General features: G+C 71.6%; 26 protein-coding genes. 6 read left to right on the forward strand and 20 right to left on the reverse strand.

Annotated features, from left to right (window positions below; translation table 11 throughout):
* Nucleotides 1-30: 30 nt before the first annotated feature.
* On the reverse strand, nt 31-1,062 hold the full coding sequence (locus tag ACWDZ7_RS31600) for a glycoside hydrolase family 6 protein (RefSeq protein ID WP_451801741.1): 1,032 nt from the start codon (nt 1,060-1,062) through the stop codon (nt 31-33).
* 171 nt (nt 1,063-1,233) lie between these two features.
* Here ACWDZ7_RS31600 and ACWDZ7_RS31605 point away from each other — a divergent pair, with 171 nt between their 5' ends.
* The gene (locus ACWDZ7_RS31605) at nt 1,234-1,992 is read left to right on the forward strand and encodes an ANTAR domain-containing protein (protein WP_451801743.1); all 759 of its coding nucleotides are present in this window, start codon (nt 1,234-1,236) and stop codon (nt 1,990-1,992) included.
* Nucleotides 1,993-2,284: 292 nt separating this feature from the next.
* Here ACWDZ7_RS31605 and ACWDZ7_RS31610 read toward each other — a convergent pair whose 3' ends face one another.
* The 12 genes from ACWDZ7_RS31610 to ACWDZ7_RS31665 all read right to left on the reverse strand — a co-directional run bounded on the left by ACWDZ7_RS31610 (nt 2,285) and on the right by ACWDZ7_RS31665 (nt 13,152).
* Entirely contained in the window at nt 2,285-2,893 is a 609-nt protein-coding gene (locus ACWDZ7_RS31610; protein ID WP_451801744.1) for a class F sortase, read from the reverse strand.
* A gap of 16 nt (nt 2,894-2,909) precedes the next feature.
* A complete protein-coding gene (locus ACWDZ7_RS31615) occupies nt 2,910-3,470 on the reverse strand; it encodes a hypothetical protein (protein ID WP_451801745.1) in 561 nt (186 codons plus the stop codon).
* Between the two features lie 131 nt (nt 3,471-3,601).
* Nucleotides 3,602-4,381, reverse strand: a complete 780-nt coding sequence (locus ACWDZ7_RS31620; RefSeq protein ID WP_451801747.1) for an HAD-IIA family hydrolase — start codon at nt 4,379-4,381, stop codon at nt 3,602-3,604.
* A gap of 73 nt (nt 4,382-4,454) precedes the next feature.
* Nucleotides 4,455-5,522: a 2-aminoethylphosphonate ABC transporter substrate-binding protein gene (locus tag ACWDZ7_RS31625; protein WP_451801748.1), complete on the reverse strand. Its 1,068-nt coding sequence runs from the start codon at nt 5,520-5,522 to the stop codon at nt 4,455-4,457.
* A gap of 41 nt (nt 5,523-5,563) precedes the next feature.
* Nucleotides 5,564-6,361 (reverse strand): ABC transporter permease, encoded by a 798-nt coding sequence (locus ACWDZ7_RS31630; protein ID WP_451801750.1) that lies wholly within the window; start codon nt 6,359-6,361, stop codon nt 5,564-5,566.
* On the reverse strand, nt 6,348-7,184 hold the full coding sequence (locus ACWDZ7_RS31635; RefSeq protein ID WP_451801752.1) for a 2-aminoethylphosphonate ABC transporter permease subunit: 837 nt from the start codon (nt 7,182-7,184) through the stop codon (nt 6,348-6,350). Before ACWDZ7_RS31635 ends, ACWDZ7_RS31630 begins: the two co-directional genes overlap by 14 nt.
* The gene (locus tag ACWDZ7_RS31640; RefSeq protein ID WP_451801753.1) at nt 7,177-8,232 is read right to left on the reverse strand and encodes an ABC transporter ATP-binding protein; all 1,056 of its coding nucleotides are present in this window, start codon (nt 8,230-8,232) and stop codon (nt 7,177-7,179) included. Before ACWDZ7_RS31640 ends, ACWDZ7_RS31635 begins: the two co-directional genes overlap by 8 nt.
* Nucleotides 8,229-8,924: a phosphonatase-like hydrolase gene (locus tag ACWDZ7_RS31645; protein WP_451801754.1), complete on the reverse strand. Its 696-nt coding sequence runs from the start codon at nt 8,922-8,924 to the stop codon at nt 8,229-8,231. Before ACWDZ7_RS31645 ends, ACWDZ7_RS31640 begins: the two co-directional genes overlap by 4 nt.
* Before the next feature lie 5 nt (nt 8,925-8,929).
* Nucleotides 8,930-10,054, reverse strand: a complete 1,125-nt coding sequence (locus ACWDZ7_RS31650; protein WP_451801756.1) for a TIGR03364 family FAD-dependent oxidoreductase — start codon at nt 10,052-10,054, stop codon at nt 8,930-8,932.
* Nucleotides 10,055-10,159: 105 nt separating this feature from the next.
* Nucleotides 10,160-10,969, reverse strand: coding sequence for a GntR family transcriptional regulator (locus ACWDZ7_RS31655; RefSeq protein WP_451801757.1), 810 nt, complete (start codon nt 10,967-10,969; stop codon nt 10,160-10,162).
* Nucleotides 10,970-11,040: 71 nt separating this feature from the next.
* Complete coding sequence (locus ACWDZ7_RS31660) at nt 11,041-11,859, reverse strand: hypothetical protein (RefSeq protein WP_451801758.1); 819 nt, start codon at nt 11,857-11,859, stop codon at nt 11,041-11,043.
* Nucleotides 11,860-12,015: 156 nt separating this feature from the next.
* Nucleotides 12,016-13,152: an ROK family transcriptional regulator gene (locus ACWDZ7_RS31665; protein ID WP_451801760.1), complete on the reverse strand. Its 1,137-nt coding sequence runs from the start codon at nt 13,150-13,152 to the stop codon at nt 12,016-12,018.
* Nucleotides 13,153-13,208: 56 nt separating this feature from the next.
* On the opposite strand from ACWDZ7_RS31665, the gene ACWDZ7_RS31670 reads away from it, so the two are divergent.
* The 4 genes from ACWDZ7_RS31670 to ACWDZ7_RS31685 all read left to right on the forward strand — a co-directional run bounded on the left by ACWDZ7_RS31670 (nt 13,209) and on the right by ACWDZ7_RS31685 (nt 16,254).
* Nucleotides 13,209-14,351: a Gfo/Idh/MocA family oxidoreductase gene (locus ACWDZ7_RS31670; protein WP_451801761.1), complete on the forward strand. Its 1,143-nt coding sequence runs from the start codon at nt 13,209-13,211 to the stop codon at nt 14,349-14,351.
* Nucleotides 14,348-14,863, forward strand: a complete 516-nt coding sequence (locus ACWDZ7_RS31675; protein WP_451801763.1) for a heme-degrading domain-containing protein — start codon at nt 14,348-14,350, stop codon at nt 14,861-14,863. Before ACWDZ7_RS31670 ends, ACWDZ7_RS31675 begins: the two co-directional genes overlap by 4 nt.
* A 78-nt stretch (nt 14,864-14,941) precedes the next feature.
* Nucleotides 14,942-15,826, forward strand: a complete 885-nt coding sequence (locus tag ACWDZ7_RS31680; protein ID WP_451801764.1) for a radical SAM protein — start codon at nt 14,942-14,944, stop codon at nt 15,824-15,826.
* Complete coding sequence (locus ACWDZ7_RS31685) at nt 15,823-16,254, forward strand: nucleotide triphosphate diphosphatase NUDT15 (protein WP_451801766.1); 432 nt, start codon at nt 15,823-15,825, stop codon at nt 16,252-16,254. Before ACWDZ7_RS31680 ends, ACWDZ7_RS31685 begins: the two co-directional genes overlap by 4 nt.
* Nucleotides 16,255-16,295: 41 nt before the next feature.
* Here the strand turns inward: ACWDZ7_RS31685 and ACWDZ7_RS31690 are convergent, their stop codons facing one another.
* From ACWDZ7_RS31690 to ACWDZ7_RS31720, 7 genes are all read right to left on the reverse strand, one after another.
* Nucleotides 16,296-17,996: a hypothetical protein gene (locus ACWDZ7_RS31690; RefSeq protein WP_451801768.1), complete on the reverse strand. Its 1,701-nt coding sequence runs from the start codon at nt 17,994-17,996 to the stop codon at nt 16,296-16,298.
* A 69-nt stretch (nt 17,997-18,065) separates the two neighbouring features.
* The gene (locus tag ACWDZ7_RS31695; protein ID WP_451801770.1) at nt 18,066-18,827 is read right to left on the reverse strand and encodes a S1 family peptidase; all 762 of its coding nucleotides are present in this window, start codon (nt 18,825-18,827) and stop codon (nt 18,066-18,068) included.
* 132 nt (nt 18,828-18,959) lie between these two features.
* Nucleotides 18,960-19,514 carry a hypothetical protein gene (locus ACWDZ7_RS31700; RefSeq protein ID WP_451801772.1) on the reverse strand — a complete coding sequence of 185 codons (555 nt, stop codon included), beginning with the start codon at nt 19,512-19,514 and terminating at the stop codon, nt 18,960-18,962.
* A 78-nt stretch (nt 19,515-19,592) separates the two neighbouring features.
* Nucleotides 19,593-20,450, reverse strand: a complete 858-nt coding sequence (locus ACWDZ7_RS31705; RefSeq protein ID WP_451801773.1) for a fumarylacetoacetate hydrolase family protein — start codon at nt 20,448-20,450, stop codon at nt 19,593-19,595.
* Between the two features lie 114 nt (nt 20,451-20,564).
* The gene (locus ACWDZ7_RS31710; RefSeq protein ID WP_451801808.1) at nt 20,565-21,314 is read right to left on the reverse strand and encodes a YidC/Oxa1 family membrane protein insertase; all 750 of its coding nucleotides are present in this window, start codon (nt 21,312-21,314) and stop codon (nt 20,565-20,567) included.
* Between the two features lie 201 nt (nt 21,315-21,515).
* On the reverse strand, nt 21,516-21,830 hold the full coding sequence (locus ACWDZ7_RS31715) for a DUF6412 domain-containing protein (protein WP_451801809.1): 315 nt from the start codon (nt 21,828-21,830) through the stop codon (nt 21,516-21,518).
* Nucleotides 21,831-21,932: 102 nt separating this feature from the next.
* Complete coding sequence (locus tag ACWDZ7_RS31720) at nt 21,933-22,463, reverse strand: winged helix-turn-helix transcriptional regulator (protein ID WP_451801774.1); 531 nt, start codon at nt 22,461-22,463, stop codon at nt 21,933-21,935.
* Nucleotides 22,464-22,596: 133 nt separating this feature from the next.
* Between ACWDZ7_RS31720 and ACWDZ7_RS31725 the strand changes: the two genes are divergently transcribed.
* The gene (locus ACWDZ7_RS31725) at nt 22,597-24,069 is read left to right on the forward strand and encodes an MFS transporter (protein WP_451801776.1); all 1,473 of its coding nucleotides are present in this window, start codon (nt 22,597-22,599) and stop codon (nt 24,067-24,069) included.
* The last annotated feature ends 20 nt before the right edge of the window (nt 24,070-24,089 follow it).

The raw sequence follows: 24,089 nt of genomic DNA on the forward strand, positions 1-24,089 counted from the left end.
CCGTGATGGGCGCCGCTGACGGGGCTCTCCTCAACCGGCGTTCTTCGCGAGGCCCAGCGCGTACTCGGGCCACCACTGCCCCGCCTTGGGGCCGCCCCGGCATGTCCCGTCGGACTCACCGGGCCGCTTGACCCACAGATACGCGTCGACGAGCGGATCGCCGGTCTTCGTGGTGGGCGCCTCGCCGAGCGCGCGGCCCGGCGGGTTGCACCAGGAGTCCTTGCCCTTGTCGTACGGCCCGTTGCCGTTGCGCCCCGTGTCGATGACGAACGGCTTGTCGCCGATCTTCGCCGACAGTTTCCTGCCGAACTCCGTACTGGCCTCGGTGGTCTGGAAGTTGGAGACGTTCACCGAGAAGCCGTCGGCCTGCTCGACGCCGGAGCGCTTCAGGGGCTCCCAGAGCGAGTCGGGGTTCTGCCAGCCCGCGTTGCCCGCGTCGAGGTACACCTTGGTGTTCTTCAGGGACTTGAGCTTGCCGATGGCGCCCTTGAGAAGGTCGTACCGCTCCTCGTGGAACTGTTCGGGCGTGCAGTTGTCGACCATGTGGAGCACGGCGTCCGGTTCCAGGATCACCGTGGCGCGGCGATCGCCGATGCCCTTGGCGACCTGGTCGACGAACTGCCGGTACGCGTTGCCGTCGGCCGCGCCGCCGCCCGAGTACTGGCCGCAGTCGCGGTGCGGGATGTTGTAGAGGACGAGCAGGGCGTCCCGGTCGGCCTTGTCGGCGGCCTCGGTGAAGCCGCGCGCCTGGTCCTCCGCGTTCTCCGGGACGATCCACTCGGCGACGGGCTGCTCGGCGATCTTGCGGATGAGCGCGCCGTCGTCCTTCTTGCCGTCCTTCTCGTACGCGGCGACCTGCTTGGCCGCGTTCCCCTGCGGGTTGACCCAGTACGGGTCCTCCCCCTTGGGCTGCTGCTTCACCGGCGGACCCGACGTCTCGCCCTCCGGGTCACCGCTGGAGGAGCACCCGGAAAGGAGCAGCGCGGCCCCCGCGAGCGCCACTCCCGTCCTCACCCCCCTGGCCGCGAAAACGTGTCCGCGGCCGGTGCCTTTGTGGTACATCCACTCCCCCTTGGGTGCACTGTCCGTATCTCAATCCTGACATACGCCCCCTCTCCCCACGAGGCCCGTCCGTCCTGCGGGAAGAGCTGTAGGAGAGCTGTTACCCAGAGGTGTTACCGCACGCCGTGGAAGGGTAGGCGCAGTCCGCGGGGAGTTGGAGGAGAGAGGGCCATGGCGCACCGCCCATGCGTACTGCGGCTCGCGGAAGTGCTGGTGGAGACCGCGAACACGCTGACCGACGACTTCGACCCCGAACGCTATCTGCGACGGGTCTCGGACCAGTCGGTGGAACTGCTCGACGTGCAGGGCGCCGGCGTGCTGTACGCCGACGGGAACGAAGGGATCCATCTCGTCCCCGGCAGCCGCCGACAGGAGGTGGTGCACGCCCTTTTGGTGGCGCAGCACCAGGGAGGCCCGTGTATCGACAGCTTCGGCACAGGCAAGTCCGTGCCACCGGTCCGTGTCGATTCCGGCGACGCGAAGGCCCGTTGGCCCGCGTTCGCCGAGCAGGCCGGCGAGCACGGCGTCGCGGAGACCTTCGCGGTGCCGCTGCGGCACAGCGGTTCGACACTCGGCGTACTGAATGTCTTCGTAACGCACGCACATGAATCGGCGCCTCTGGAAGGCGCGTTGGGGATCGCGCAGGCGCTGGCCGACGCCGCGGCGGTGGGCCTGCGCAATCATCGCGCTCTCACGCGTTACCGAACGCTCACGGAACAGCTCCAGACGGCGCTGGACAGCCGTATTCGCATCGAACAGGCCAAAGGCGTCCTCGCCGAGCGCTGGAACACCGGCATGGACGAGGCATTTGAGGCGCTGCGGCGTTATGCGCGCAGGGAACGCCAGGTCATCGACCTGGTCGCCACCCAGGTGATCAAGGGGACGATCGACAGTGAAGCGCTTCGGCGGGGCCCGTCCCCACCTTCTTGAGTAACCGGCTCCACCTGCGGCGATCACGGTGCGAAAGGGGCTCGCGACTTGGCGTTATTCGACCTCTGACGCCCTCTAGGCCGACGCGCTCATTCGTCCTAGAGTTTGTTGGACGGCCCCAGCCCCCGGCCATGTCTGCCATTCCGCGATTCGGGATGGTCTGAACCTCCCGCGCCGGCGCCGGGTTTCTCCCGCAGCTCGTGCGCGCGCGGTCGAGGACCAGCCCGGTCGGCGGCTCCGGGGGGAGCGGGCCGCCGATCGGGTCAGGTGGACGGGCCCGGAACCCGAGGGGTCAGCGCCTCACTCCCGTGAGGTATGCCGAGACGATGACGTTGGCCGTGTAGCTGCGGGTGGCCCTGTCGAAGGTGCCGCCGCAGGTGATGAGGCGCAGTTCGGCGCGGCCCTCCTCGTGGGGGCCGTACGCCTTCTTCGCGTCGAAGCGTTCGCGGGTGACGACCTCGACGTCGTCGACCGTGAACTCGGCGACCGTGCCGTCGTCCCGTGCCACCGTGACCTTCTCGCCGGGGCGCACCGCGCTGAGATCGTAGAAGACGGCGGGCTTCGTCTCGGTGTCGACGTGGCCTACGAAGAGGGCGGCGCCCGGGGCTCCGGGGCGGGTGCCGCCGCCGTACCAGCCGACAGTGTCCGGCCGGTCGTACGGCGGTGGGTCGATCGCGCCCCCGGTGTCCAGGCCGCGGGCGGTCACCGGGGCCCTGACCTCCAGGAACGGCACGTCGAGCCGCTGCGGTCGGGCGGGCGCCAACGGCTCGTGGGCGGGCGGGCCGCCCGGCCGGTCCATGAGGTCGCTGCCCCACAGCCACAGACCGCCGGCCAGGAGGACCGCCCAGGCGACGCCGGTGAGCGGGCGTCCGGCCCCGGGCGGGCGTTCACCGCCGGACACGGTCTCGCCCCGCCCGTCAGTCGGAGCGGCGCCGACGGGCGCTGCGGAAGGCCACGGCGACCGCCGCGACCCCCGCGAGGACGAGGCCGACCACGGCGTGCCGGGTGCCGGGGCCGGCCTCGTCCGCGTCGCCCGCCTCGGCGGACGCGACGGAGGTGAACTTCGCGGTGCCGCCGCCACCGGCCCGCACCGGGGAGGTCGGCTCACCGGTCTGCGACGGGGAGGTCGACTTCTCCGGCTTCCGCGGGTTCACCCGGACGGTGCCGACGCCCTGGTGGGGGTGGCCGTCGCAGATGACGGTGAGTTCGTACGAACCGGTGACGCCGTTCCTGATCCTGGCGCTGCCGTTGAGCGAGTCGGTGCCGCCGCCGTCCCGCCGGGTCAGCTCGGCTTCCCCTTCGAAGGCCCCTGCCCCGGCCGACCCGGTGGTGCTCTCGCAGCCCGAGACGCTCACCTGCACGGTGGCGCCGGGCGCGGCGCTCGCGGGGACGACGGTGGCCCGCACGGAGCCGACGTCATGGGCCTGGGCCGCCCCGGCGGGCAGGGCGGCCCCCACAAGGACGGCCACCCCGCTCACACGAAGAGCAAGGGAACATATACGCATCGCGAACCTCCTGTACTACGAGATTCACGCAGCCAACCGCCCTCTTAGCAACTCGATGCGTGGCAAACGGGTGGGTGGGAGACATCCGCCGCGAAGCGGCGGCCTCAAACCCGATCCACGAGATCAGCGATGGAGTCGACAACAGTGGAGGGCCGGAACGGATACTGCCCGATGTCCCCCCGGGAGGTAAGCCCCGTGAGCACCAGGAACGTCTCCATCCCCGCCTCCAGTCCGGCAAGGACATCCGTGTCCATGCGGTCACCGATCATCGCGCTGGTCTCCGAATGCGCCCCGATCGCGTTCAGCCCTGTCCGCATCATCAACGGATTCGGCTTCCCCGCGAAGTACGGGTTCTTGCCGGTCGCCTTGGTGATCAGCGCGGCGACGGCCCCGGTGGCGGGCAGCGGCCCCTCGGTGGAGGGACCGGTCTCGTCGGGGTTGGTGCAGATGAAGCGGGCGCCGCCGTTGATGAGACGTACGGCCTTGGTCATGGCCTCGAAGGAGTACGTGCGGGTCTCGCCGAGCACCACGTAGTCCGGGTCGTGGTCGGTGAGGACGTACCCGATGTCGTGCAGGGCCGTGGTGAGCCCCGCCTCGCCGATGACGTAGGCCGTGCCGCCGGGCCGCTGGTCGTCGAGGAACTTGGCGGTGGCCAGCGCGGAGGTCCAGATGTTCTCGACGGGCACTTCGAGGCCCATGCGGGTCAGCCGGGCCTGGAGGTCGCGCGCGGTGTAGATGGAGTTGTTCGTCAGCACAAGGAAGGGCTTGCCGGACTCGCGCAGTCTCTTGATGAACGCGTCGGCGCCGGGGATCGGGACGCCCTCGTGAATGAGCACGCCGTCCATGTCGGTGAGCCACGATTCGATGGGCTTGCGCTCTGCCATGGGGTGCACTCCTGCGGTGAACGGGTTGGCTGGGGCGCCGGGACAGCGCTGTGCCGACGCCCCCACCCTACGTTCAGCTGCCTGTCGCCGACTTCCAGTCCTCCACGTACGTACGGAGGTTCTGGGAGATGTCCGTCCAGTCCGGCTCGAAGATCTCGACACCGTCGATGATCTTGTCGAGGGCGACCGCGTTCGCGTCGGTGGCCTTGACGTCCTTGCGGGCCGCGAAGCCGCCGCCGACCTCGCTGACCTGCTGCTGCGCCTTCTGGCTGAGCAGGTGGTCGAGGAACTTCCTGGCGTTGGCGCTGTGCGGCGCCTTGCTGACGAGCCCGGCGGCGTACGGGAGGGCGAAGGTGGTCGGCTCGGAACCCCGCTTGGCGGGGAACCAGATGCCGAGGTTCGGCATGTCCTTGGACTGCGCGTAGTTCATCTGGACGTCGCCGTTGGCGGCGAGCAGTTCGCCCTTGTCGACCTTGGGCGCGAGCTTGCCGGTGGACGCGGACGGGCCGACGTTGTTGGTCTGGAGCTTCTTCAGATACGCCATCGCCGGCTCCTTGCCGCCGAAGTCGTGCATGGCCTTGATGAGCACGGCGGTGCCGTCGCCCGCGACGCCGGGCGTGGAGTACTGCACCTTGTCCTTGTACGCGCCGTCGGTGAGGTCCTCCCACGTCGTGGGGGCCCTGCCGCCGCTCAGCTCCTTCTTGTTGTAGATGAAGCCGAAGTAGTTGTTGACGACGGAGGTCCACTTGCCGTCGGCGTCCTTGTCTGCGCCGTCGACCTCCTCGGAGCCCTTGGGCCTGTAGGTCTGGAGCAGCCCCTTCTCGTCGGCCTGCTGGATGAAGGGCGGCAGGGTGATGATGACGTCGGCCTGTGTGTTGGACTTCTCGCGGACGGCGCGCTGCACCATCTCGCCGGAGCCGCCCTCGACGTAGTTCACCTTGATGCCGGTCTTCTTCTCGAAGTCCTCGAAGACCCGGTCGTACCAGCCGTCGCCGTTCTCGCCCTTGAGGCCGTCGGCGCTGTAGACGGTGACGACCTTCTCGTCGGACGCGGCGGAGCCGCCGCACGCGGTGAGGGACCCGGCGAGGACGAGGCCGCCGGTGACGGCGGCGAGCGTTCTGATCTGCGTAAGGCGGGACATGACGTTGTGTACTCCTTGCAGAGCCTGGGAGGGCGGGCGGTTCAGCGGTAGGAGGCCCGGGTGCGGATACGGGAGACGGCGAGGAGCACGAGCAGCGTCGCCGCCATCAGGACCACCGCGAGGGCGGCGCCGGTGAAGGTGGAGCCGCGGTCGGTGGCCGCGTGGATCCGCACGGGGAGCGGCATCCAGTCCGGCGGGTAGAGCATCATCGTGGCGCTCAACTCGCCCATGGAGAGCGCGAAGCAGAGCCCGGCGGCCGCGTTCAGGGACGGCAGCAGGAGCGGCAGCCTCACCTTCCACAGGACGTACGAGGGCCGGGCGCCGAGCGAGGCGGCGGCCTGTTCGTACGCCGGGTCGAGACGCACGATGGCGGCCGAGACCGACTGGTAGGCGAACGCCGTGACGAGAAGGGCGTGCGCGAGGATCACGATCCAGCGCGTGCCGTTGAGGATCATCGGCGGTTTGGAGAACGCGACGAGGACCGCGAGCCCGACGACCACGGAAGGCACGGCGACCGGCAGGACGAAGAGCGCGTCGAGCAGCCTCTTGCCGCCCTTCTTCAGCGAGGCGGCGGCGAGCGCGGCCCAGGACCCGACGGTGAGCGCGAGCAGGCCGGCCCCGACGGCGGTGACGAGGCTGGTGGTGAGGGCCTGGAGCGACTCCCCACGGGTGGCCGCCGCGTAGTGCCCGGTGGTGAAACCGGACGGGAAGGCGCCCGACCAGTGCGAGGAGAAGGACGCCGCGAGGATGACGAGCAGCGGCAGCGCGAAGAGCGGCAGGAAGAGGACGAGGAAGAGGGCCCAGGTGCCCCACTTGCCCTTGCGGCTATGCACCAGCACGACGGCTCACCACCCGGTAGAGGCCGTAGAGGCCCACGGAGATCGCGATGTTGACGACGGCGACGACGCAGGCCGCCGGGTAGTCGGATTCGAGCATCGCCTTGCTGTAGACGAGCATCGGCAGGGTCGTGACGCCCTTGGCCCCGGTGAACAGCACGATCCCGAACTCGTTCAGGCACATGACGAGGACGAGGCTGCCGCCGGCGGCGAGCGCGGGCAGCGCCTCGGGCAGGATGACGCGGCGCACGATCCGCCACGGCCGGGCTCCGAGGCTGGACGCCACCTCGATCTGAGCCGTGTCGATCTGCGAGAACGCGGCGAGCAGGGGCCGCATGACGAAGGGCGTGAAGTACGTGATCTCCGCGAGCAGTACGCCCCACGGGGTCGTCAGGAACTGGAAGGGTCCTTCGGCGGCGCCGGTCGCGTCCGTCCACACCCCGTTGGCCATGCCCTTCGTCCCGTAGACGAAGAGCAGGGCGAGAGTGATGAGGAAGGAGGGGAAGGAGAGGAAGACGTCGATGAACTTGGAGACGGCCTTCGCGCCGGGGAACGGCACGAAGGCGATGACCAGCGCGAGCGCGAACCCGAGCGCCAGACACCCCACGGTCGCCCCGGCCGCCAGCCACACGGTGGTGCCGAGCGCCTCCCTGAACGCCTCGGAGGCGAAGACGTCGGAGTACGGCTGAAGGGAGGTCCCGCCGCTGTCGGGCCGCACGGACTGCTGGACGACGAGGCCGAGGGGGTGGAGGAAGAAGATCGCGAGCACGGCGATCGGGGGCAGCGCCCACACGAAGCGGGGCATCCGTTCCCGCTGGCTAACCATCGGTCACCCCTGCGGAGAGCAGCACCGCGTCGTCCGGGGCGAAGTGCAGGGTGACCGTCTCCCCGATGCCCGGCGGCGTCCGAAGCTCCCGGACGTCCGCCTTCAGCCGCTCCCCGCCCACATCGACGTACAGCCGGTGTGTCGCGCCGCGCCACTGGACCTCGCTCACGCGGCCGGTGACGGGGTTGGGCCCGTCCCCGAGCCCGACCAGGTGCGGCCGCACGCACAGTGTGGCGCCGACCCCGGGAGCGACCCGCCCGGTGTCGACCTTCAGCTCGACGCCCCCGAGGGACACCACCCCGGCGCCCCCCACCGTCACCGCGAGAAGGTTCGCGTTGCCGACGAAGGAAGCCGTGAACTCCGTACGCGGTGTCCGGTACAGCTCCTGCGGCGTCCCGCAGTCCTGGAGCCGCGCCCGGTCCATGACGGCGATCCGGTCCGCCAGGGTCAGCGCCTCCACCTGGTCATGAGTGACGTAGAGGATGGACACGTCGGGCAGCTCGCGGTGCAGCCGGGCCAGTTCCGCCAGCATCCCCGACCGCAGCTGCGCGTCCAGCGCGGACAGCGGCTCGTCGAGCAGCAGCACCCCCGGCCGGATGGCGAGCGCCCGCGCGATGGCGACCCGCTGCTGCTGCCCGCCGGACAGTTCGCGCGGGAAGCGCCGCGCGTACGAGGCCATCCCGGTCATCTCCAGGGCCTCGGCGACCCGCCCGGGGATCTCGGCCTTGGCGACCTTCCGCGCCTTCATGCCGAAGGCGACGTTGTCCTCGACGCGCATGTGCGGAAAGAGGGCGTACTGCTGGACGACCATCCCGATCCCGCGCCGGTGCGGCGGAAGACCGGTGACGTCGCGCTCCCCGATGAACACCCGCCCCGACGCGGGCCGCACGAAGCCCGCGACGGCCCGCAGCGCGGTGGTCTTGCCGGAACCGGAGGGCCCGAGCAGGGCCATGACCTCGCCGGGCTCGACGGTCAGGTCGAGCGAGTCCAGGACTGTGTTCGCGCCGTAGGCGACGGAGACCCGGTCGAAGCGGATGCCGCTGCTCATGTGCCCTTCCTCGCCAGCAGGGCGGGCAGTTCGGCGACGGAAGTGAGGACGTGCGTGGCACCGTGCTCCGTCAGCCGCTCCTCTCCGTGCGCACCTGTCAGGACGCCCGCGACGACGCCGGCCCCGGCCCGTACCCCGCTCTTCATGTCGTACGCGGTGTCGCCCACGACCGCGACCTCCTGGACGCCCGCCACGGCCCCGGTCCGCAGGAAGGCGCTGAGCACCATGTCCGGGTAGGGCCGGCCGCGGCCGCCCGCGTCCGCCGGACACAGGGTCAGCTCGACGAGGCCGCGCCAGCCGAGCGCGTCCAGGATGGCGTCCTGGGTGACGCGGGCGAACCCGGTGGTCAACACCACGGTCCGTCCATCGGCCTTGAGCTGCTCGACGGCCTCGCGCGCCCCGGCGATCGGTGCGATCCGGCCGCCGTCGACCAGCGTCCCGTACGCGTTCTCGAAGGCGACGTTGGCCCGCTGGGCGAGCGTCTCCTCCCCGAAGAGGTGCCGGAAGACGGAGATCTTGGACTCGCCCATCGTGGCGCGTACGTACTCCAGCTTCGCGGCGTGGTCCGCCGAGCCGGGCTCCACGCCCAGTTCGGCCGCGGCGGCGGAGAAGGCCTGCTCGACGAGGCCTCCGTCGGCGACGGTGGTCCCGGCCATGTCGAGGACGACCAGACCGATGTGGTTCTTCGGCAACTCGCTCACCATCCCAGTTCGTTCGCGGTCCGCTCGGCGATCGCGGGCGAGCAGGTCATGCCGCGCCCGCCGGGCCCGGTGACCAGCCACACGCCGTCGCGCACCTGCTGGCGGTGCACGACCCGGCTGGTGTCGACGCACTGCGCGTACACCCCGGCCCAGCGCCGCCTGATCCTCGGCAGCGGGCGGCCGAGGAAGCCCTCGACGACCTCGGTGAGGTGGTCGTAGGGGTCTTCGAGGGTGTCGAAGGCGAAGGGGTGCTCGTACTCGTGGGTGTCGCCGATGGTCAGGCCGCCGTCCTCGCGCTGCACCATGAGCAGCTGCATCCTGTGCGCGGCGGCGGTCGGGGTCTGCGGCTGCCCGGCGTTGAGCGCGTCGAGGGCGTCCGACGTGTACGCCGGGTAGTAGCGGAAGCTGTCGGCGTCGGCGACGGACGTGGTGAGCGGCTCGCCGAGCGGCGCGGTCTGCATCATCTGGAGGCGGACGCGGCGCACGGGCAGTCCGGGCCCGGCCAGCTCGCGCACGAGGCCGCCGAGCCAGGCGCCGGTGGCGAGCACGACGACGTCACCGGTGTGCACGTCGCCGTGGTCGTCGCGCACCGCGCTCTCCCCGACGACCTCACGGACCTCTCGGCCGGGCAGGAAGGTGTAGCGCGGGGACGCCGAAAGCACCTCCCTGAGCCGGAGTTGGGCGGTGCGGGGCTCCACCGCCGCGTCCCGCTCGCACCACAGGCCCGCGACGAACTCGCCGCGCAGGGCCGGGTTGAGGGCGCGCGCCTCCTCGGCGGTCAGCAGCTTGTAGCCGCGGGCAGCCGCGTCCGGGCGGGTGAGCGCGGCCTCGGCGACCGCGCGTTCGCGTTCGTCGCGTACGAGGGTGAGGGAGCCGTTGGCCCGGAAGCCGAGGCCCGGCACGCGCTCGCCGATGCCCTCCCACAGCTCGCGGGCGCGCAGCGCGGTGTCCAGCTCCTCGCCGCCCGCGCGGCCGCTCACCCATATCTGCCCGAAGTTGCGCAGCGACGCGCCGCGGGCCTCGCTCTCGCGCTCGATCTGTACGACCTCGTGGCCGCGTTCCACTGCGTGCCAGGCGTGCATGGTTCCCACCACGCCGGCTCCTACGACGATGACTCTCACGCCGGCAACGCTCCTGCGGGCGGGTGGCCCGCGCGGGGCGGAACGGCGACGGGACGGTGAACGGCCACCCAAGCTTGGACCAGACCCGTTATCCTGCCGTGACCTTCACCCGCTGTGGTCACGGCCGAGGTGCGTGGTGAACGAGAACCGGTCGCCCCGGTAGAGCGTGCGCACCCGCTCCAGCGGGCGGCCCGCCGTGTCGCGGGAGAGCCGGTGGATCAGCAGCATGGGCAGCGCGGGAGGCGTCCCGATGAGCAGGGCCTCGCGCGGGGTGGCGAGGACCGTCTCGATCCGCTCGTCGGCGTCCCCGAAGGAGACGCCGAGCCGGTCGCGCAGATAGGCGTAGAAGGACGAGTCGGGCTCGAAGTCGCGGTCGAGGCGCGGCACCCGCGCCACGGATACGTACGTGCTCTCCAGGCCGACCCGTTCGTCGTCGGCGAGCAGCACGCGCTCCATGTGCCAGACGGGTTCGCCCACGTCGGCGCCGGTCTCCGCGGCGAGCGCGGCCGGGCACGGGAAGCGGTCGAGGGAGATGAGGTGGCGGCCGGGCGTCCGCCCCTGCCTCCGTACGCCTTCGGTGTAGCTCGCCAGGGACAGGGGCTGCTCCAGCTTGGGGCCCGCGACGACGGTGCCGCGGCCCTGCCTGCGCAGCCGCCCCTCCAGGAGGAGTTCGCGCAGCGCCTGGCGTACGGTCTCGCGCGCCACCTCGTACCGCACGGCGAGGTCCCGCTCGGTGGGCAGGGGCTGCCCGTCCCCCAACTCGTCGGTGAGAGCGGCGATCCTGGCCTTCACCGCGTAGTACTTCGGGATGCGCCCGTGCTCGGGGATGCCGGAGCGGATGGGGGCGCCGGGCGCCTGGTCGAGCAGGTGCGCGGGAGGGGACGCGGGGGCGGGTACGGGGTTCGGTTTGTCCACGCGGGGATGTTCGCAGACGTACGTGAACCGGAAGGTGAACGGAAGGCCGGCCGGCGAAGTGACCGTCGGCGTCAGCGGCCGCCCGCCCGAAGGCGCCGGTAGCGCGCCAGCAGGGCGGCGGCGCCGCCGAGGACGAGGGCGCCGGCGGCGGCCCCCAGGCCGAGCAGGACGGCGGGGCCGGTCTGTGCCAGCTGCTCGGCCGGTTCGGGCCGCGGCGGCGGCGCGGTGCCGGACGGGTCGTCGGGGGCGTCGTCCGCGATGGCGAACGTGTAGTCGTTGGAATCGCCGACCCAGTCGCCGTCGTCGTCCCTGCGCTGGACGAGCGCGGCGGACGCCACGACGCGGGTGGGCCGGGTGCCGTCGGTGAAGCCGAGCCGGACCTTGACGGTGACGGTGCTGCCGGGGCCGACCGTGAAACCGGGGAAGCCGTCGTCGAAGACGCCGACGTGCTCGTCCTGGTCGGTCCGCTCGAACCGCACGGGCCGCCAGCGCGTCCCGTCGTGGAACTCCAGCCGGATCTGGTCCGACCGCATCGGCTGCCGCTGGTCGACGAGGACCAGGATCGGGTGGATGCCGGCGCAGGGCTCTCCGGTGGCGTTGGTGAGGTCGATCGTCCAGCCCTGCCGGTCGCCGCCAGGGCGGTAGGCGGCGGGGCCCTCCTGGATGCGGGTGTCGATGGGGAAGGCGGCGCTGTCGGCGGTGGCGCAGGTGGGCGGGTCCACGTCGGCGCTCCGCTGCTGCCGCACCTGGGGGGAGGCCGCCGCGAGACCGGGCTGCGCCGCCGCGAGACCGGGCTGCGCCACCGCGGCGGACGTCCCGGCCGTGGCGGACGTGAGGGCGGCGGCGACGGTGGTGGCGACGCCGAAGGTGACGGAACTGCGGAATCGCATGGCAGACCTTTGCTGAGCTGAACACCGATCGGCAAAGCGGGGGTGACGGGGAGTCCCTGCCACGGACCCTGCCACGCGGGCCGGGCGGCGCCGTGGCGCCACCCCCCGGTAGGCCCGATCGGCCGTCCCGGAACCGCACGATCAGTCGAGATCCCGTCAATCGCGATTGGCGGGGAAGGCCACGTTCGCGCGGCCGAAAAGGGGCGCGAGGACAAGCTGGGCCGCGCCCTCCGCGACCCCGCGCTCCCCTCCCGGGGCGAGCGCGACGGACACCTCCGCCTCCCCGCCGCCACGCCGGACGCGCTCGGCGACGACGGCGCCCACACCTCGTACGAACAGCTCCTCGGCGGCGAACACGGTCCGCCCGCCGAGCAGGACGCGGTCGATGTCGAGCAGCCCGACCAGGTTCCCCGCGGCCGTGCCCAGCACCCGCGCGGCCTCGTCGAGCTGGCCCCGGGCGACGGCCGCGAGGCAGAGCGCCTCGACGCAGCCGCGGTCCCCGCACTCGCAGGGCGGGCCGTCCAACTGGAGCACCTGGTGGCCGAATTCGCCCGCGCCGGTGCGGGCGCCCCGGTGGACGGAGCCGCCGAGGACGAGTCCGGCGCCGAGTCCCGTGCCCAGATGCAGATACGCGAAGGAGTCGACGGCGCCCGCGAGGGCCAGGCCGAGAGCGGCGGCGTTGGTGTCCTTGTCGACGACGACCGGCAGCCCGAGCCGCTCCGCCAGCGCGTCCCGCAGCGGAAACCCTTCCCACCCGGGAAACCCGGTCACGCGCCGCAGCACCCCGCCCACATGATCGAGCGGCCCGGGCAGCGCGACCCCGACCCCGGAAAGGGTCCCGTCGGCCGCACCGTCACCCGACTCCGCCAGAAGCCCCCGCACCTCCCCCGCCGCCGCCTCCACGACCGCCTCCGCCCCCGCGCCGAAGGCGAGCGGCGCGTGGCGTTCCGCGACCACCGTGCCGGTCAGGTCGACGAGGACCGCCGTCAGCGCGTCGCGGTCCAGGTGGAGGCCGACCGCGTGGCCCGCGTCGGGCACCAGGCGCAGCACGGTGCGCGGCTTGCCGCCCGTCGAGGCGCGGCGGCCCGCCTCCGCGGCCAGCCCCTCGGCCCGCAGCCGGGCGGTGATCTTGCTGACGGCCTGCGGGGTGAGCCCGGTTCGCTCGGCCAGCTCCAGGCGGCTTATGCCCGCCTCACCCGCCGTGCGCAGCAGATCGAGCACGAGCGCGGCGTTGTGCCCGCGCAGCGCCGGCAGGTTCACTCCGGGGTTCGCCCTGTTCACGTACGGCTTCACGGAGCCATTGTCTCTTCCGCTTGCACTTTGGCAACACCGTTGCTTAAGTGGAAGGCATGACTGGTACAGGCCCCTCGGGCTCCCGCTCCCCCCTCCGCGTCGGCCTCGTCGGATACGGTCTCGCGGGCTCCGTCTTCCACGCCCCGCTGATCGCCGCCACCGAGGGCCTCGTCCTCGACACGGTCGTGACGTCGAACCCCGAGCGGCAGGCGCGGGCCCGCGCCGAGTTCGGCGACGGCCTGCGCCGCGCGGCCTCCGCCGACGAGCTGTGGGAGCGGGCGGACGAGCTGGACCTGATCGTCGTCGCGTCCCCGAACAAGACGCACGTATCGCTCGCCACGGCCGCCCTCAAGGCGGGCCTGCCGGTGGTCGTCGACAAGCCGATCGCGGGCACGTCCGCCGAGGCGCGCGAGCTGGCGGCCCTCGCCGACGAGCGCGGGCTGCTCCTCTCCGTCTTCCAGAACCGCCGCTGGGACAACGACTTCCGTACGCTGCGTCAGCTCCTCGCGGACGGCGAGCTGGGCGACGTATGGCGCTTCGAGTCCCGCTTCGAGCGGTGGCGGCCGAAGCCCAAGGGCGGCTGGCGCGAGTCCGGGAACCCGGAGGAGATCGGAGGTCTCCTCTACGACCTGGGCAGCCACGTCGTCGACCAGGCCCTGGTCCTCTTCGGCCCGGCCGTGAGCGTGTACGCCGAATCGGACGTCCGCCGCCCCGGCGCGGAGGCCGACGACGACACGTTCATCGCGATCACCCACGCGAACAGCGTCCGCTCGCACCTGTACGTGAGCGCCACCACCGCCCAGCTGGGCCCGCGCTTCCGCGCCCTCGGGTCGAAGGCCGGGTACGTGAAGTACGGCCTCGACCCGCAGGAGGCGGCCCTGCGCGACGGCAGGCGCCCCGCCACGCAGAACACGCGGGAGGCGCAGAACACGCGGGACGCGCAGAGCACGCAGGACCCTTGGGGCGTGGAGCCCGAGACGATGTGGGGCCGGATCGGCTCCGGGGAGTCCCCGGCGACCGGCGGCGGCCGCCCCGTGCCGACGCTGCCCGGCGACTACCCCGCGTACTACGCGGCGATCGCCGACGCCTTGCGCGGCACCGGCGAGAACCCCGTCACCGCGCACCAGGCCGCCGCCGCCCTGGACGTCCTGGAGGCGGCCCGCCGCTCGGCCCGCGACGGTGTGACGGTGACGCTGTGACCGCCGCACGCGACGCCGCCGCGCCCACACCCGCCAAGCCCGCCCAGCCCGCCGCGCCGGCCATCGACGAACTGGAGGCCCAGGAGCGCCGCCTGGTCCTGTCCCGCTTCACCTATGACGACGCGTGGGCGCTCGGCACCCTCCTCGTGGAGCTGGCCCGCGAGCGCCGTGCCCCGGTGGCGATCGACATCACCCGGGGCGGCCAGCAGCTCTTCCACGCGGCGCTGCCCGGCTCCACCCCGGACAACGACGCCTGGATCGCCCGCAAGCGCCGCGTCGTCGAGCGCTACGGCTGCTCGTCCTACCTGGTCGGCTCCCGCTTCCGCGCCAAGGGCACGACCTTCGAGGACTCCTCCCGCCTGGACCCCGGCATGTACGCGGCGCACGGCGGCGCGTTCCCGCTCGCGGTCGAGGGCGCGGGGGTCGTCGGCGCGGTGGTGGTTTCGGGGTTGCCGCAGGTGGAGGACCACGCGCTGGTGGTGGAGGCGCTGGAGCGCTTCATCGCGGGCTAGCGCAGCCGAACGAGAATTGTTCAGCGGAAGGTGTGAGTCCGGGCGCTCGCGGCCCCATGGACCCCATAGGGTCCCTCCATGCAACTGCCCGCATTCGTAGATCTGCGCCCCATCGGCCGTTGCAATCTCAGCTGCCCCTTCTGTTTCGGGCCGCGCCACGACGTCCCGTCCATGTCCTGGGAGACCGCCCGGGAGGTGACCGCCGCCCTGCGGGACGGCGGCGTGCGGGGCGTCGTCCTCTCCGGTGGAGAACCGACTCTGCTCGGCTATCTCCCCGATCTCGTGGCGGCCTTGAGCCGTCCCGACACGGACGGTCTGCGCCCCCGCGTCGTCCTCAGCACCAACGGCCTCGCCCCGCTGAGGACCATGGAGCGCATCCTTCCGGGCCTCTCCTGGCTCGCCCTGCCCCTGGAGTCCAAAGACGGCACGGAGCACGGGCTGATGCGCACCGGCGGCGCCGCGCCGCACCGCGAGAAGGTGCTCGGGCTGCTGAGGGAAGTGCGCAAGAACCATCAGCACGTCCAGGTGAAACTGGGCACGGTCGTGACGCGCCTCAACGTCAAGGGCGCCCCGCGGGTCCTCGATCTGATCGAGGACGAGGGTTCCCTCCCTCATGTGTGGAAGGTCTACCAGATGTCGGAGACCAACTACGGCGCGGACAACCGGGACTGGCTCTCCATCGGGGACGACGTGTTCGAGGAGGTGGTGAAGGAGTGCGAGGAGGCCGCCGAGGAGTACGGCGTGACCTTGCGGGTGTACCGCAACGCCACCCGAACCGGCAGTTACTTCTTCATCGATCCGGACTGCGAGATCGTCGTCGTCGACAAGGATGGCGAACGAAGAATCGGGAATCTTTTCGAGAGGCTGGCGGACGGCACGCTCCGGCCCGCCGATTTGATCACTCTCGACAGGAACGTCAAGAATTTTGACAGTACCTATCCACGTCTGAGGAGTTCCCGATGACGACACAGGTACGCGTCGGAGTCCAGGCCATCGTCCGGCTGGGCGGCGACGTACTGCTCGGCCTGCGCGCGGGCGGCTTCGGCGCCGGCACCTGGGGCCTGCCCGGCGGCCATCTGGAAGTGGGCGAGTCCCTGATGGGCGCGGCCCGCCGCGAACTGGCCGAGGAGACCGGCATCGAGGCGCTCGGCCTGCGGGTCGCCTGCGTGACCGACCCGGACCCGGCCGCCAATCACCACATGCAGGTCGGCGTGGAGGTCGTGGTCTACACCGGCGACATCCGCGTACGCGAACCGGACCGCTGTCTGCGCTGGGAGTTCTGGCCCTTGGACGCGCTGCCCGACGCGCTCTTCGTCGGCTCGGCCGGTGTGCTCAGGAGCATCAGGGAAGGCGCCCTGCACCGCCCCCTGACCGCGCTGTGCCGACCATGATGTCCCGGCCGTGATGTCCCGGCCGTGACGCCCCCGACCCGCTACGTCTCGGCGCGCTTGCTCAGCCGGTCGTCGGACTGCGTCGCCATCAGCGCGCGCAGCCGCCCCTGGTGCTGCTCCTCGTGCACCCCGAACTGCTCCCAGGTGCTGGTCAGTTCCCACTGCGTACGGAACGCGGCGAGGCTGTCCGCGTAGTACTTGCTGTCCTTGTTGAACCGGTGCTCGAAGACGCTCAGGCCCCTGCGGGTCCGGTGCAGCGGGTTCATCGTGATGTACGGCTCGAAGAAGCCGACCTGCGAGGTGAGCAGCGTCGACCCCGAGATGTCGGTGGGGGTCAGCTTCAGCTCGATGTGGTCAGGGAACTGTTCGCGCAGGTCGAGATAGGAGTCGATGACCGGCCGGAACGTCTCTTGGTAATAGGTGCTCGCCCGCACCCGGTCCACGATGTTCTCGTGGCTCGCCCGCTCGGCGTCCGCTCCGTGCTGCATGAAGATCGCGAGATTGTTCCAAGGGCTGCTCAGAATCACATGGAAATAGGTGCCGCGCTCCAGGGCGCCGCGGATCTGCCAGTAAAAGATGTCCAGGTCACCGAGGAAGTACGAGGCGCCGGCGTGCGCGGTCAGCCGGACGATGTTGCGCTCCGCGTCGATCGCCCGCCGCTTCGCGTCGTTGCGCAGGTCGTTCTCCTGGGGCGTGTAGGTGCGGTCGATGAGGTACGGCAGGTCGTCCGTCTGCACGGTCGCCACCCGCAGGTGCGCGAGCGCCTCCCGGATCGCGAGCGTCTGGGCGTGCTCACGGCCGAGCACCTCCACGGCCATCTCCTCCGCCGTCTCCAGCAGGGACACGGCGCGCTGCCTGCGCGGCAGGCTTCCCGAACCGCCGCTGGCGGCCTCGAACTCGGCGACGGCGAGCGCCGCCTGGGCCACGATCGTCTCCCGGTGGCCGGCCCCGAGGAGCGCCGACGCGTTCAGCTTGACGATCTCCAGCTCGCACAGTTCGCGTTCGCTCCGCTCCACGTCGTGCGCGGCGGCCGCCGCCTCGAAGCGGGCCGTGGCGAGGGTGCGCCGGGCGGCGACGGCCGTCGGATGGGCGCCGCCCTTGAGGCGGACCGACCGCTCCACCGACCGTTCGAACACCTCCATGACCGGCGCCAGTTGCGCGCTGTCCTTGCGTGCCCTCGCCACTTCGAGGCGCACCCAGTCGGCGGTCAGGCGCGCCTCGGGGTCGTCGTCCTCCCAGCGGGTGTCCATCTCCCGGAGCGCCTTGCCGGCCCAGATGTCGGCGTCGTCGACGTTGCCCATGCGCAGGCTCACCGCGCTCAGGTTGGCGAGGATGCGGCCCCGTTCCGGTACGAGGCTGCCGCGCTCCGCCCTGCTGAGCGCGCGGCACAGGATGAGCCGGGAGCGCTCCAGGTCGCCGTGTTCGGCGAGCAGCGAGCCGAGGCCGTCCCAGACGGAGGCCGCGTAGACCTGGTGGTCCGCCTCCGCTATCTCCATGTGCCGCAGCGTCATGTCGGCCACGGACAGGGACAGCGTCTTCATGCCGAGGGCGCCCAGGAGACGGGCGAGGTGGGTGAGCTGCTCGGCGCGCAACTGCTGGCAGCGCTCCCCGGGATCGGGCCCCTTGACGTGTTTGACGTAGTCCGCCAGGCGGTCCTTGTCCCGGCGCCGTGGGCCGTCGGGCGCCAGGAGCATCTTCTCCGCCGCCGCTATGGCGTCGTCCAGGTACTGCGTTGTCGTCATGGTCCGGTCCCTCCCGGGTGCCGTCGCCCGATCGCCGGTGGGCTGGGGTCGGCGGCGTGTCCAGTGCGGTCAGCGGCGCGTCCAGTGCACTCTCACCACGCGGGGGAAGCCCGCTCTGTCGAGGGCGTCCTCCACCGCGGTCCTGATCAGGATCTCTTTCTCCGTCTCAGTGGCCCCTACGACGAACGGCCGCACGGCCAGGGGCGGTGCCGGGTCCCCGGCCAGGTCCTCGACGCGGAACCGGAAGCGCTTGAACCGCGTGACGGCCTCCCGCACCGTGCCGGCGAAGAGCGTGCCGTCCGGTGCGCCGCCCGCCCGGTCCTGGACGATCAGTCCGAGGACCACCGGCGTCCGGTAGGGGTCGCCGCGCTCCACCGGGCTGCCGGCGAAGATCGCGTAGTCGTCCGGAATCCATCCGCAGTCGAGCCGCAGTGCGCTGATCGTCCCTCCCCTGCCCGTGCTTCCGTAGGTGTAGGAGACCTCGGCGACGCTGCCGCACAGGATGTCGTCGCCGTCCGGCGGCTGGTGCGTCGCCTTCCACAGTTCCTGCGGCCGGGCGTCGTCGAAGCAGACCCCGGGGAGCTGGACGTCCTCGTCCTTCTGGAAGATGAGCCTCAGCAGCGCGAGGTCGGACGCCCTGTCGTAGTCCTGGACCTCGCCGGTGGCGTGTTTGCCGTCCGGCAGACAGAGTCTGACCGCGACCCTGCCCTCCAACTCTCGCCCCTCCAGGCAGTGCGCCGCGGTGAGGGCGAAGTCCCGGGTGAGCCGCACCCCGGAGCCCAGTCGGCGCTCTTCCCGGAAGACTTCGATGAAGTACTCGTCGTACACCACGGGCCACCCCCCGGTCCGGCCCCGGAGCGAATCCCCGCTCTCGCCCGGAAGACGCAATGGTAGCCAGAAAAGGTTGCGGTGGACCGGGCCGGGAAACGAAAGAAACGAATATGCCGGACGGGAACCCAGATTTTACCGTCCCCCATTCATATGGAGAATCTCCCGCAACTTCCGTCGCTTGCGTCTCTTCTCCGTGTGCACTTCCGCCCGCAGCAGATCAAGGACGATTCCGTCGGACTCGCGCGACTTGTCCACCGTCAGCTCGAACTCCACCCACAGGTCGTCGTCCTCGCCGCGCCGGGGATTGTTGCCGCGCTGGGTGCGCCAGGCGCCCCACGCCCAGTTCCACTCGTGCCCCGCGTCGAACATGTCCTTGCAGGCGTCGAGGAGCGGGTCGGTGGCGTAGATCTCCAGGCGGGCCAGGAGCGGGACCACGTCGTCGACCACGGCGGCCTCACCGGCGCGCCGCTCGGGGAAGGCGCCGGTCCGCAGGACGGTCTCGCGCAGGTCCGCCATCCGTCTGACGACGATCATCACCTCGTCGTAGACCTCCATGCGCCGGTCCCAGATCCTGTTCTCCCGCTCCCGTCTGGTCGTGGCCCGCTGGATGTACCAGGCGCTGGAGAACGTGGCCGTAGCGCCCAACGCCGTACCACAGAGGGCGGCTTCGGCCGGAGTCAGTCCCACCACGCCATCATGCCGCGCCACCGCCCTCCGGTCCCCGCCCACACGCGCTGAGCCCGGCTTACGCGGGTCGAGCCCGGCTTACGCGTCCTTGAGCTCCTGCCGCTGCCGCCCGAGCCCCTCGATCTCCAGCTCCACGACGTCCCCGGCCCGCAGATACGGCTTCGGCTCGGGCTGCCCCATGGCCACGCCCGCCGGCGTACCGGTGTTGATGACGTCACCGGGGTAGAGCGTCATGAACTGGCTTACGTAGCGCACCACCTCCGCGACCGGGAAGATCTGCTCGGCGGTCGTGCCGTCCTGCTTCAGCTCGCCGTTGACCCAGAGCTTCAGGGACAGTGCCTGCGGGTCCGGGACCTCGTCGGCGGTGACCAGCCAGGGGCCCAGCGGGTTGAACGTCTCGCAGTTCTTGCCCTTGTCCCAGGTGCCGCCCCGCTCGATCTGGAACTCCCGCTCGGACACGTCGTGCGCCACCGCGTACCCCGCGACGTGCGCGAGCGCCTCCTCGTGCGACTCCAGGTAGCGCGCCGTACGTCCGATGACCACGGCCAGTTCGACCTCCCAGTCGGTCTTCACCGAGCGGCGCGGCACCAGCACGGTGTCGTCGGGGCCGATCACCGTGTCCGCCGCCTTGAAGAAGACGACGGGCTCGGCGGGCGGCTCGGCCCCGGTCTCGCGGGCGTGGTCGTGGTAGTTGAGCCCGATGCAGACGACCTTGCCGATCCGCGCGAGCGGCGGCCCGACGCGCAGCCCCTCGGCCGCGAGGACGGGCAGCTCACCGGAGTCCGCGGCGGCCCGCACCCGGCCGAGCGCGTCCGCGTCGGCGAGCACTGCGCCGTCGATGTCGTCGACGACCCCCGACAGGTCCCGCAGCGTCCCGTCGGCGTCCAGCAGCGCGGGGCGCTCCGCCCCCGCCGTACCGACTCGCAGCAGCTTCATGGTCAGTCTCCCTTGGTCGAGCGTGGCCCGGCCGATGGGTGCGGCCATCGGAGGTTTGGTCGATCGTCCAAGGTCGCTGTGCCGTAGGCAATACCCGGTTCACGTACTGGACCGTTACCCGGCGGTAGCCAGTGCCCCCGCCCCGCCCGGCATGTCCCGGTACAGCACCGCCCGCTCGACCGCGCTCCAGGTCGTACTGGTCACCACGTACAGCGCGGCGGCCAGCGGCACCACGGCCACGGTGAACAGAGTCATGAACGACATCAGCGGCATGACCTTGGTGATCGCGCCCATGCCCGGCACCTGCTGGTCGCCGGTCCGGGGCAGCGGGGTGGCCGCCATCTGCCGCTTGGTGCGCCGGTAGTTGAACGTGGCGACCGCCGCGACGATCGCGAACAGCGCCAGATAGACCAGGCCCTGCGCCCCGAAGAGCCCGCCGTCGGCCAGCGCGTCCGTCCACCGGCCGCCGAGCGGCGCGGCGCCGAGGGTGTGGCCGAGCAGCGCGTTCGCCTCGCCACCGATGTCGGAGTTGGAGAAGAGGTGGTAGAGCAGGAAGAACGCGGGCAGCTGGAAGAGGCTGGGCAGGCATCCGGAGAGCGGCGACACCTGCTCCTCGCGGTGCAGTTCGAGGACCGCCTTCTGCAGCTTCTCGGGGTTCTTGGCGTGCTTCTCGCGCAACTCCGCGATCCGCGGCGAGAGCTTGGCGCGGGCCTTCTGCCCGCGTGCCGAGGCGCGCGACAGGGGGTGGACGAGGAGTCGTACGCAGGCGGTGAAGAGCACGATCGCGGCGGCGGTCGCCGAGCCTTGGAACACCGGGCCGAGCAGGTCGGCGAGGTGCTCGACGAGGCTCGCGAACACGGACATGAAGGCGGAGAAGGAGTCGGAGAAGAAGCTGGACATGGAGGAGCCCTCCGGGGGTCTCGTCGTGCCGGGGAGAGGAGGAGCGAAGTCGATGGAGGACATCGCGTCGGCATGACGACCCGCGAGGGGGTTGGCGCGGCAGCGGTGCTGCGGTGGTGCAGCACTGGTGGTGCGCTGGTGGTGCTGCGCTGGTGGTGCGATCCCCTACGCGACGGCCGTCAGGAGGGGACGGCCGGGTGCTCGGGGGCGCCTTCGGCCCCTGGCGTCGGGATCGCGCTGGGGCAGGAAGGCGGTGCGCCGTTCACGGTCGCGGATGGCCGTGCGCACTCTGGTGCGGGGCACGGCGGGCGCGCAGCGCGCGGCGATCACGGAACAGACGGCGAGCGCGGACCCCGCGGCGGCGGTCGCGGCGAGCGCGACGGCGGCGGTGAGGCTGCCGGTGTCGACGAGGACGACCTCGACGAGCAGGAAGAGGAGGAGCAGGGCGGGGCGGGCGGCGGCTTTCCAGCCGCGGATCAGTTCCTGCACCGTGGGTCCCTCCTCTCCTCGTAGCGCGCGGTCTTCGCGTCGTACCGCGCGGTCTTCTTGTCATGGCGCGCGGTCTTCTTGTCGTACCGCCCGTTATACAGGATCGGTCTCGATCGGCTGAAGGAGCCTGCGGGGCTTGGTCAGCGCGCGGCTGACCGGATCCGCCGGTTCCAGGTTGAGGCCGGGGCCCGGCAGCATCTCGACGTCCTCGACGGGTACGAGGACGCGGCAGGCGGGGCAGTCGCCGACGGCGCCCAGTTCCGTACGGCAGGCGGCATGGCGGAAGAGGCGCAGCGGCTCGCCCTCGGTGTAGTTGTCCTGCCCCCAGGTGCCGAGCGCGCACAGGGTCCACCACAGTTGCCGGCCGCGCTCCGTCACGACGTACTCATGGCGTGACGGGACATCCGCGCAGGAGCGCTTCTCCAGGACGCCGGCCGTGACGAGCGACTGGAGGCGCCCGGCCAGCACGGCGCGCGGGATGCCGAGGTGGACGAGGAAGTCGTTGTAGCGCCGCACTCCGTAGAGCGCGTCCCGGACGACGAGCAGGGTCCAGCGCTCCCCGACGATCTCCAGTGCGCGGGCGACCGAGCACTGCTGGGAGACGTAGTCCTTGCCGAGAGCCATGAGGCCACTTTAATCGACGGGCGGAGGTGAGGTTCATTTACTGAACCTGTACGCAAGTTCATTCAATGAACCGCCACTGGTACGGTAGCGCCACCTGAGGAAGTTCGTTCACTGAACCTTGGAGGCGCAGCCCATGTCGTGCTCTGCACCAGGCGAGTCCGTCGCCCCCGTCAAGACGGCCGCGGTACCGGCCGGACCGGCTTTGGCCTCCCCGGCCCGGACGGAACCGCCCGGCGACGCGACCCCACGCGCCGCCGCAGCCCGCACCCCGAGCCCCGCGGCCACCCTCGCCGTCACGAGCGCCGCCACCCTGGTGGCCCTGATGACCTACACCGCGCCGGCGGTGATACTCCCCGACACCGCCGCCTCCCTCGGCACCTCGCTCACCGCCCAGGCCTGGCTGCTCAACGGCACTCCGCTGGGCCTCGCCGCGTTCCTCCTGGCCGCGGGCAGCCTCGCCGACGACCACGGCAGGCGGCGGGTCTTCCTCTACGGCACGGTCGCGCTCGGCCTCACCACGGCGCTGGGCGCCCTCGCGCCGACCACCCTGCTGTTCACCCTGGCCCGCGTCGCCCAGGGCGCGGCGAGCGCGGCCATCCTCGCGACGAGCCTCGGTCTGCTCGTACACGCGTTCCCCGCGGGGCACGGCCGCGTCAGGGCGACCGGCATCTGGGGCGCGTGCGTGAGCGGCGGCATCGCGGTGGGCCCGCTCATCGCGGGCGGCATCGCCCTGGCCGACTGGCGCTGGGCGTACGCCGTGCTGGGCGCCGCCTCTCTCGCCGTGGCCGCCTTCGTCCCGCGTACGTTGACGGAGTCCCGCACCCCGAGGGGCGGCCGCCCCGACCTGGCCGGGGCGCTCACGCTCGGCCTCGCGGCGACCTCGCTGGTGGCGGCGCTGACCCTGGGCCGCGACGGCTGGCTGCGCGTACCGGTGGGCGCACTCTTCCTCGCCTCCGCGCTGCTCCTCGCCGCGTTCGTCGTCATCGAGCGCCGCGCGACGGCACCGGTCCTGGACCTCGCCCTGCTGCGCCGCCCGCTCTTCCTCGCCTCGTCGGTCGGCGGCCTCTTCACCGGCTTCTCGGTGATCGCGTTCTTCAGCTATCTGCCGGTGCTGCTCCAGCAGACGATGGGCATGTCCGCGATGGGCGCCGCCTGGCTGTTCTTCTTCTGGTCCGGCGTCTCCTTCGCCGTGGCCCTCCAGGCGAGGCGCCTGGTGGGCCGGATCCACGCCCGCCACCAACTCGCCCTCGGCTTCACCCTGCACGCCGTCGCCGTCCTGACGATGCTGGGCGCCGCCGCGTCCGGCTCCTGGGTCCGCCTGCTGCCCGGCCTCCTCGTCTCCGGCGCGGGCAGCGGTCTCCTGAACGCCGCGCTGCCCCATCTCGCCGTCGAGTCCGTGCCCGCCGAGCGCGCGGCGATGGGCTCGGGGGCCAACAACACGGCGCGCTACATCGGTTCGGCGGCGGGCGTCGCCCTGATGATCGCGATCGCCACGGCCACGGGGGATCTCGCGCACGGCGCGGACATGGCGATGACGGTGTCGGCGGCCCTCGGCCTGGTGGCGGCGGTGGGGGTGCTGCTGCTGCGCGAATCCGGTCGGGACTGAGGCGGCTGTCCGGGGAGCTG

Source organism: Streptomyces sp. NPDC003032 (genome assembly GCF_053591415.1).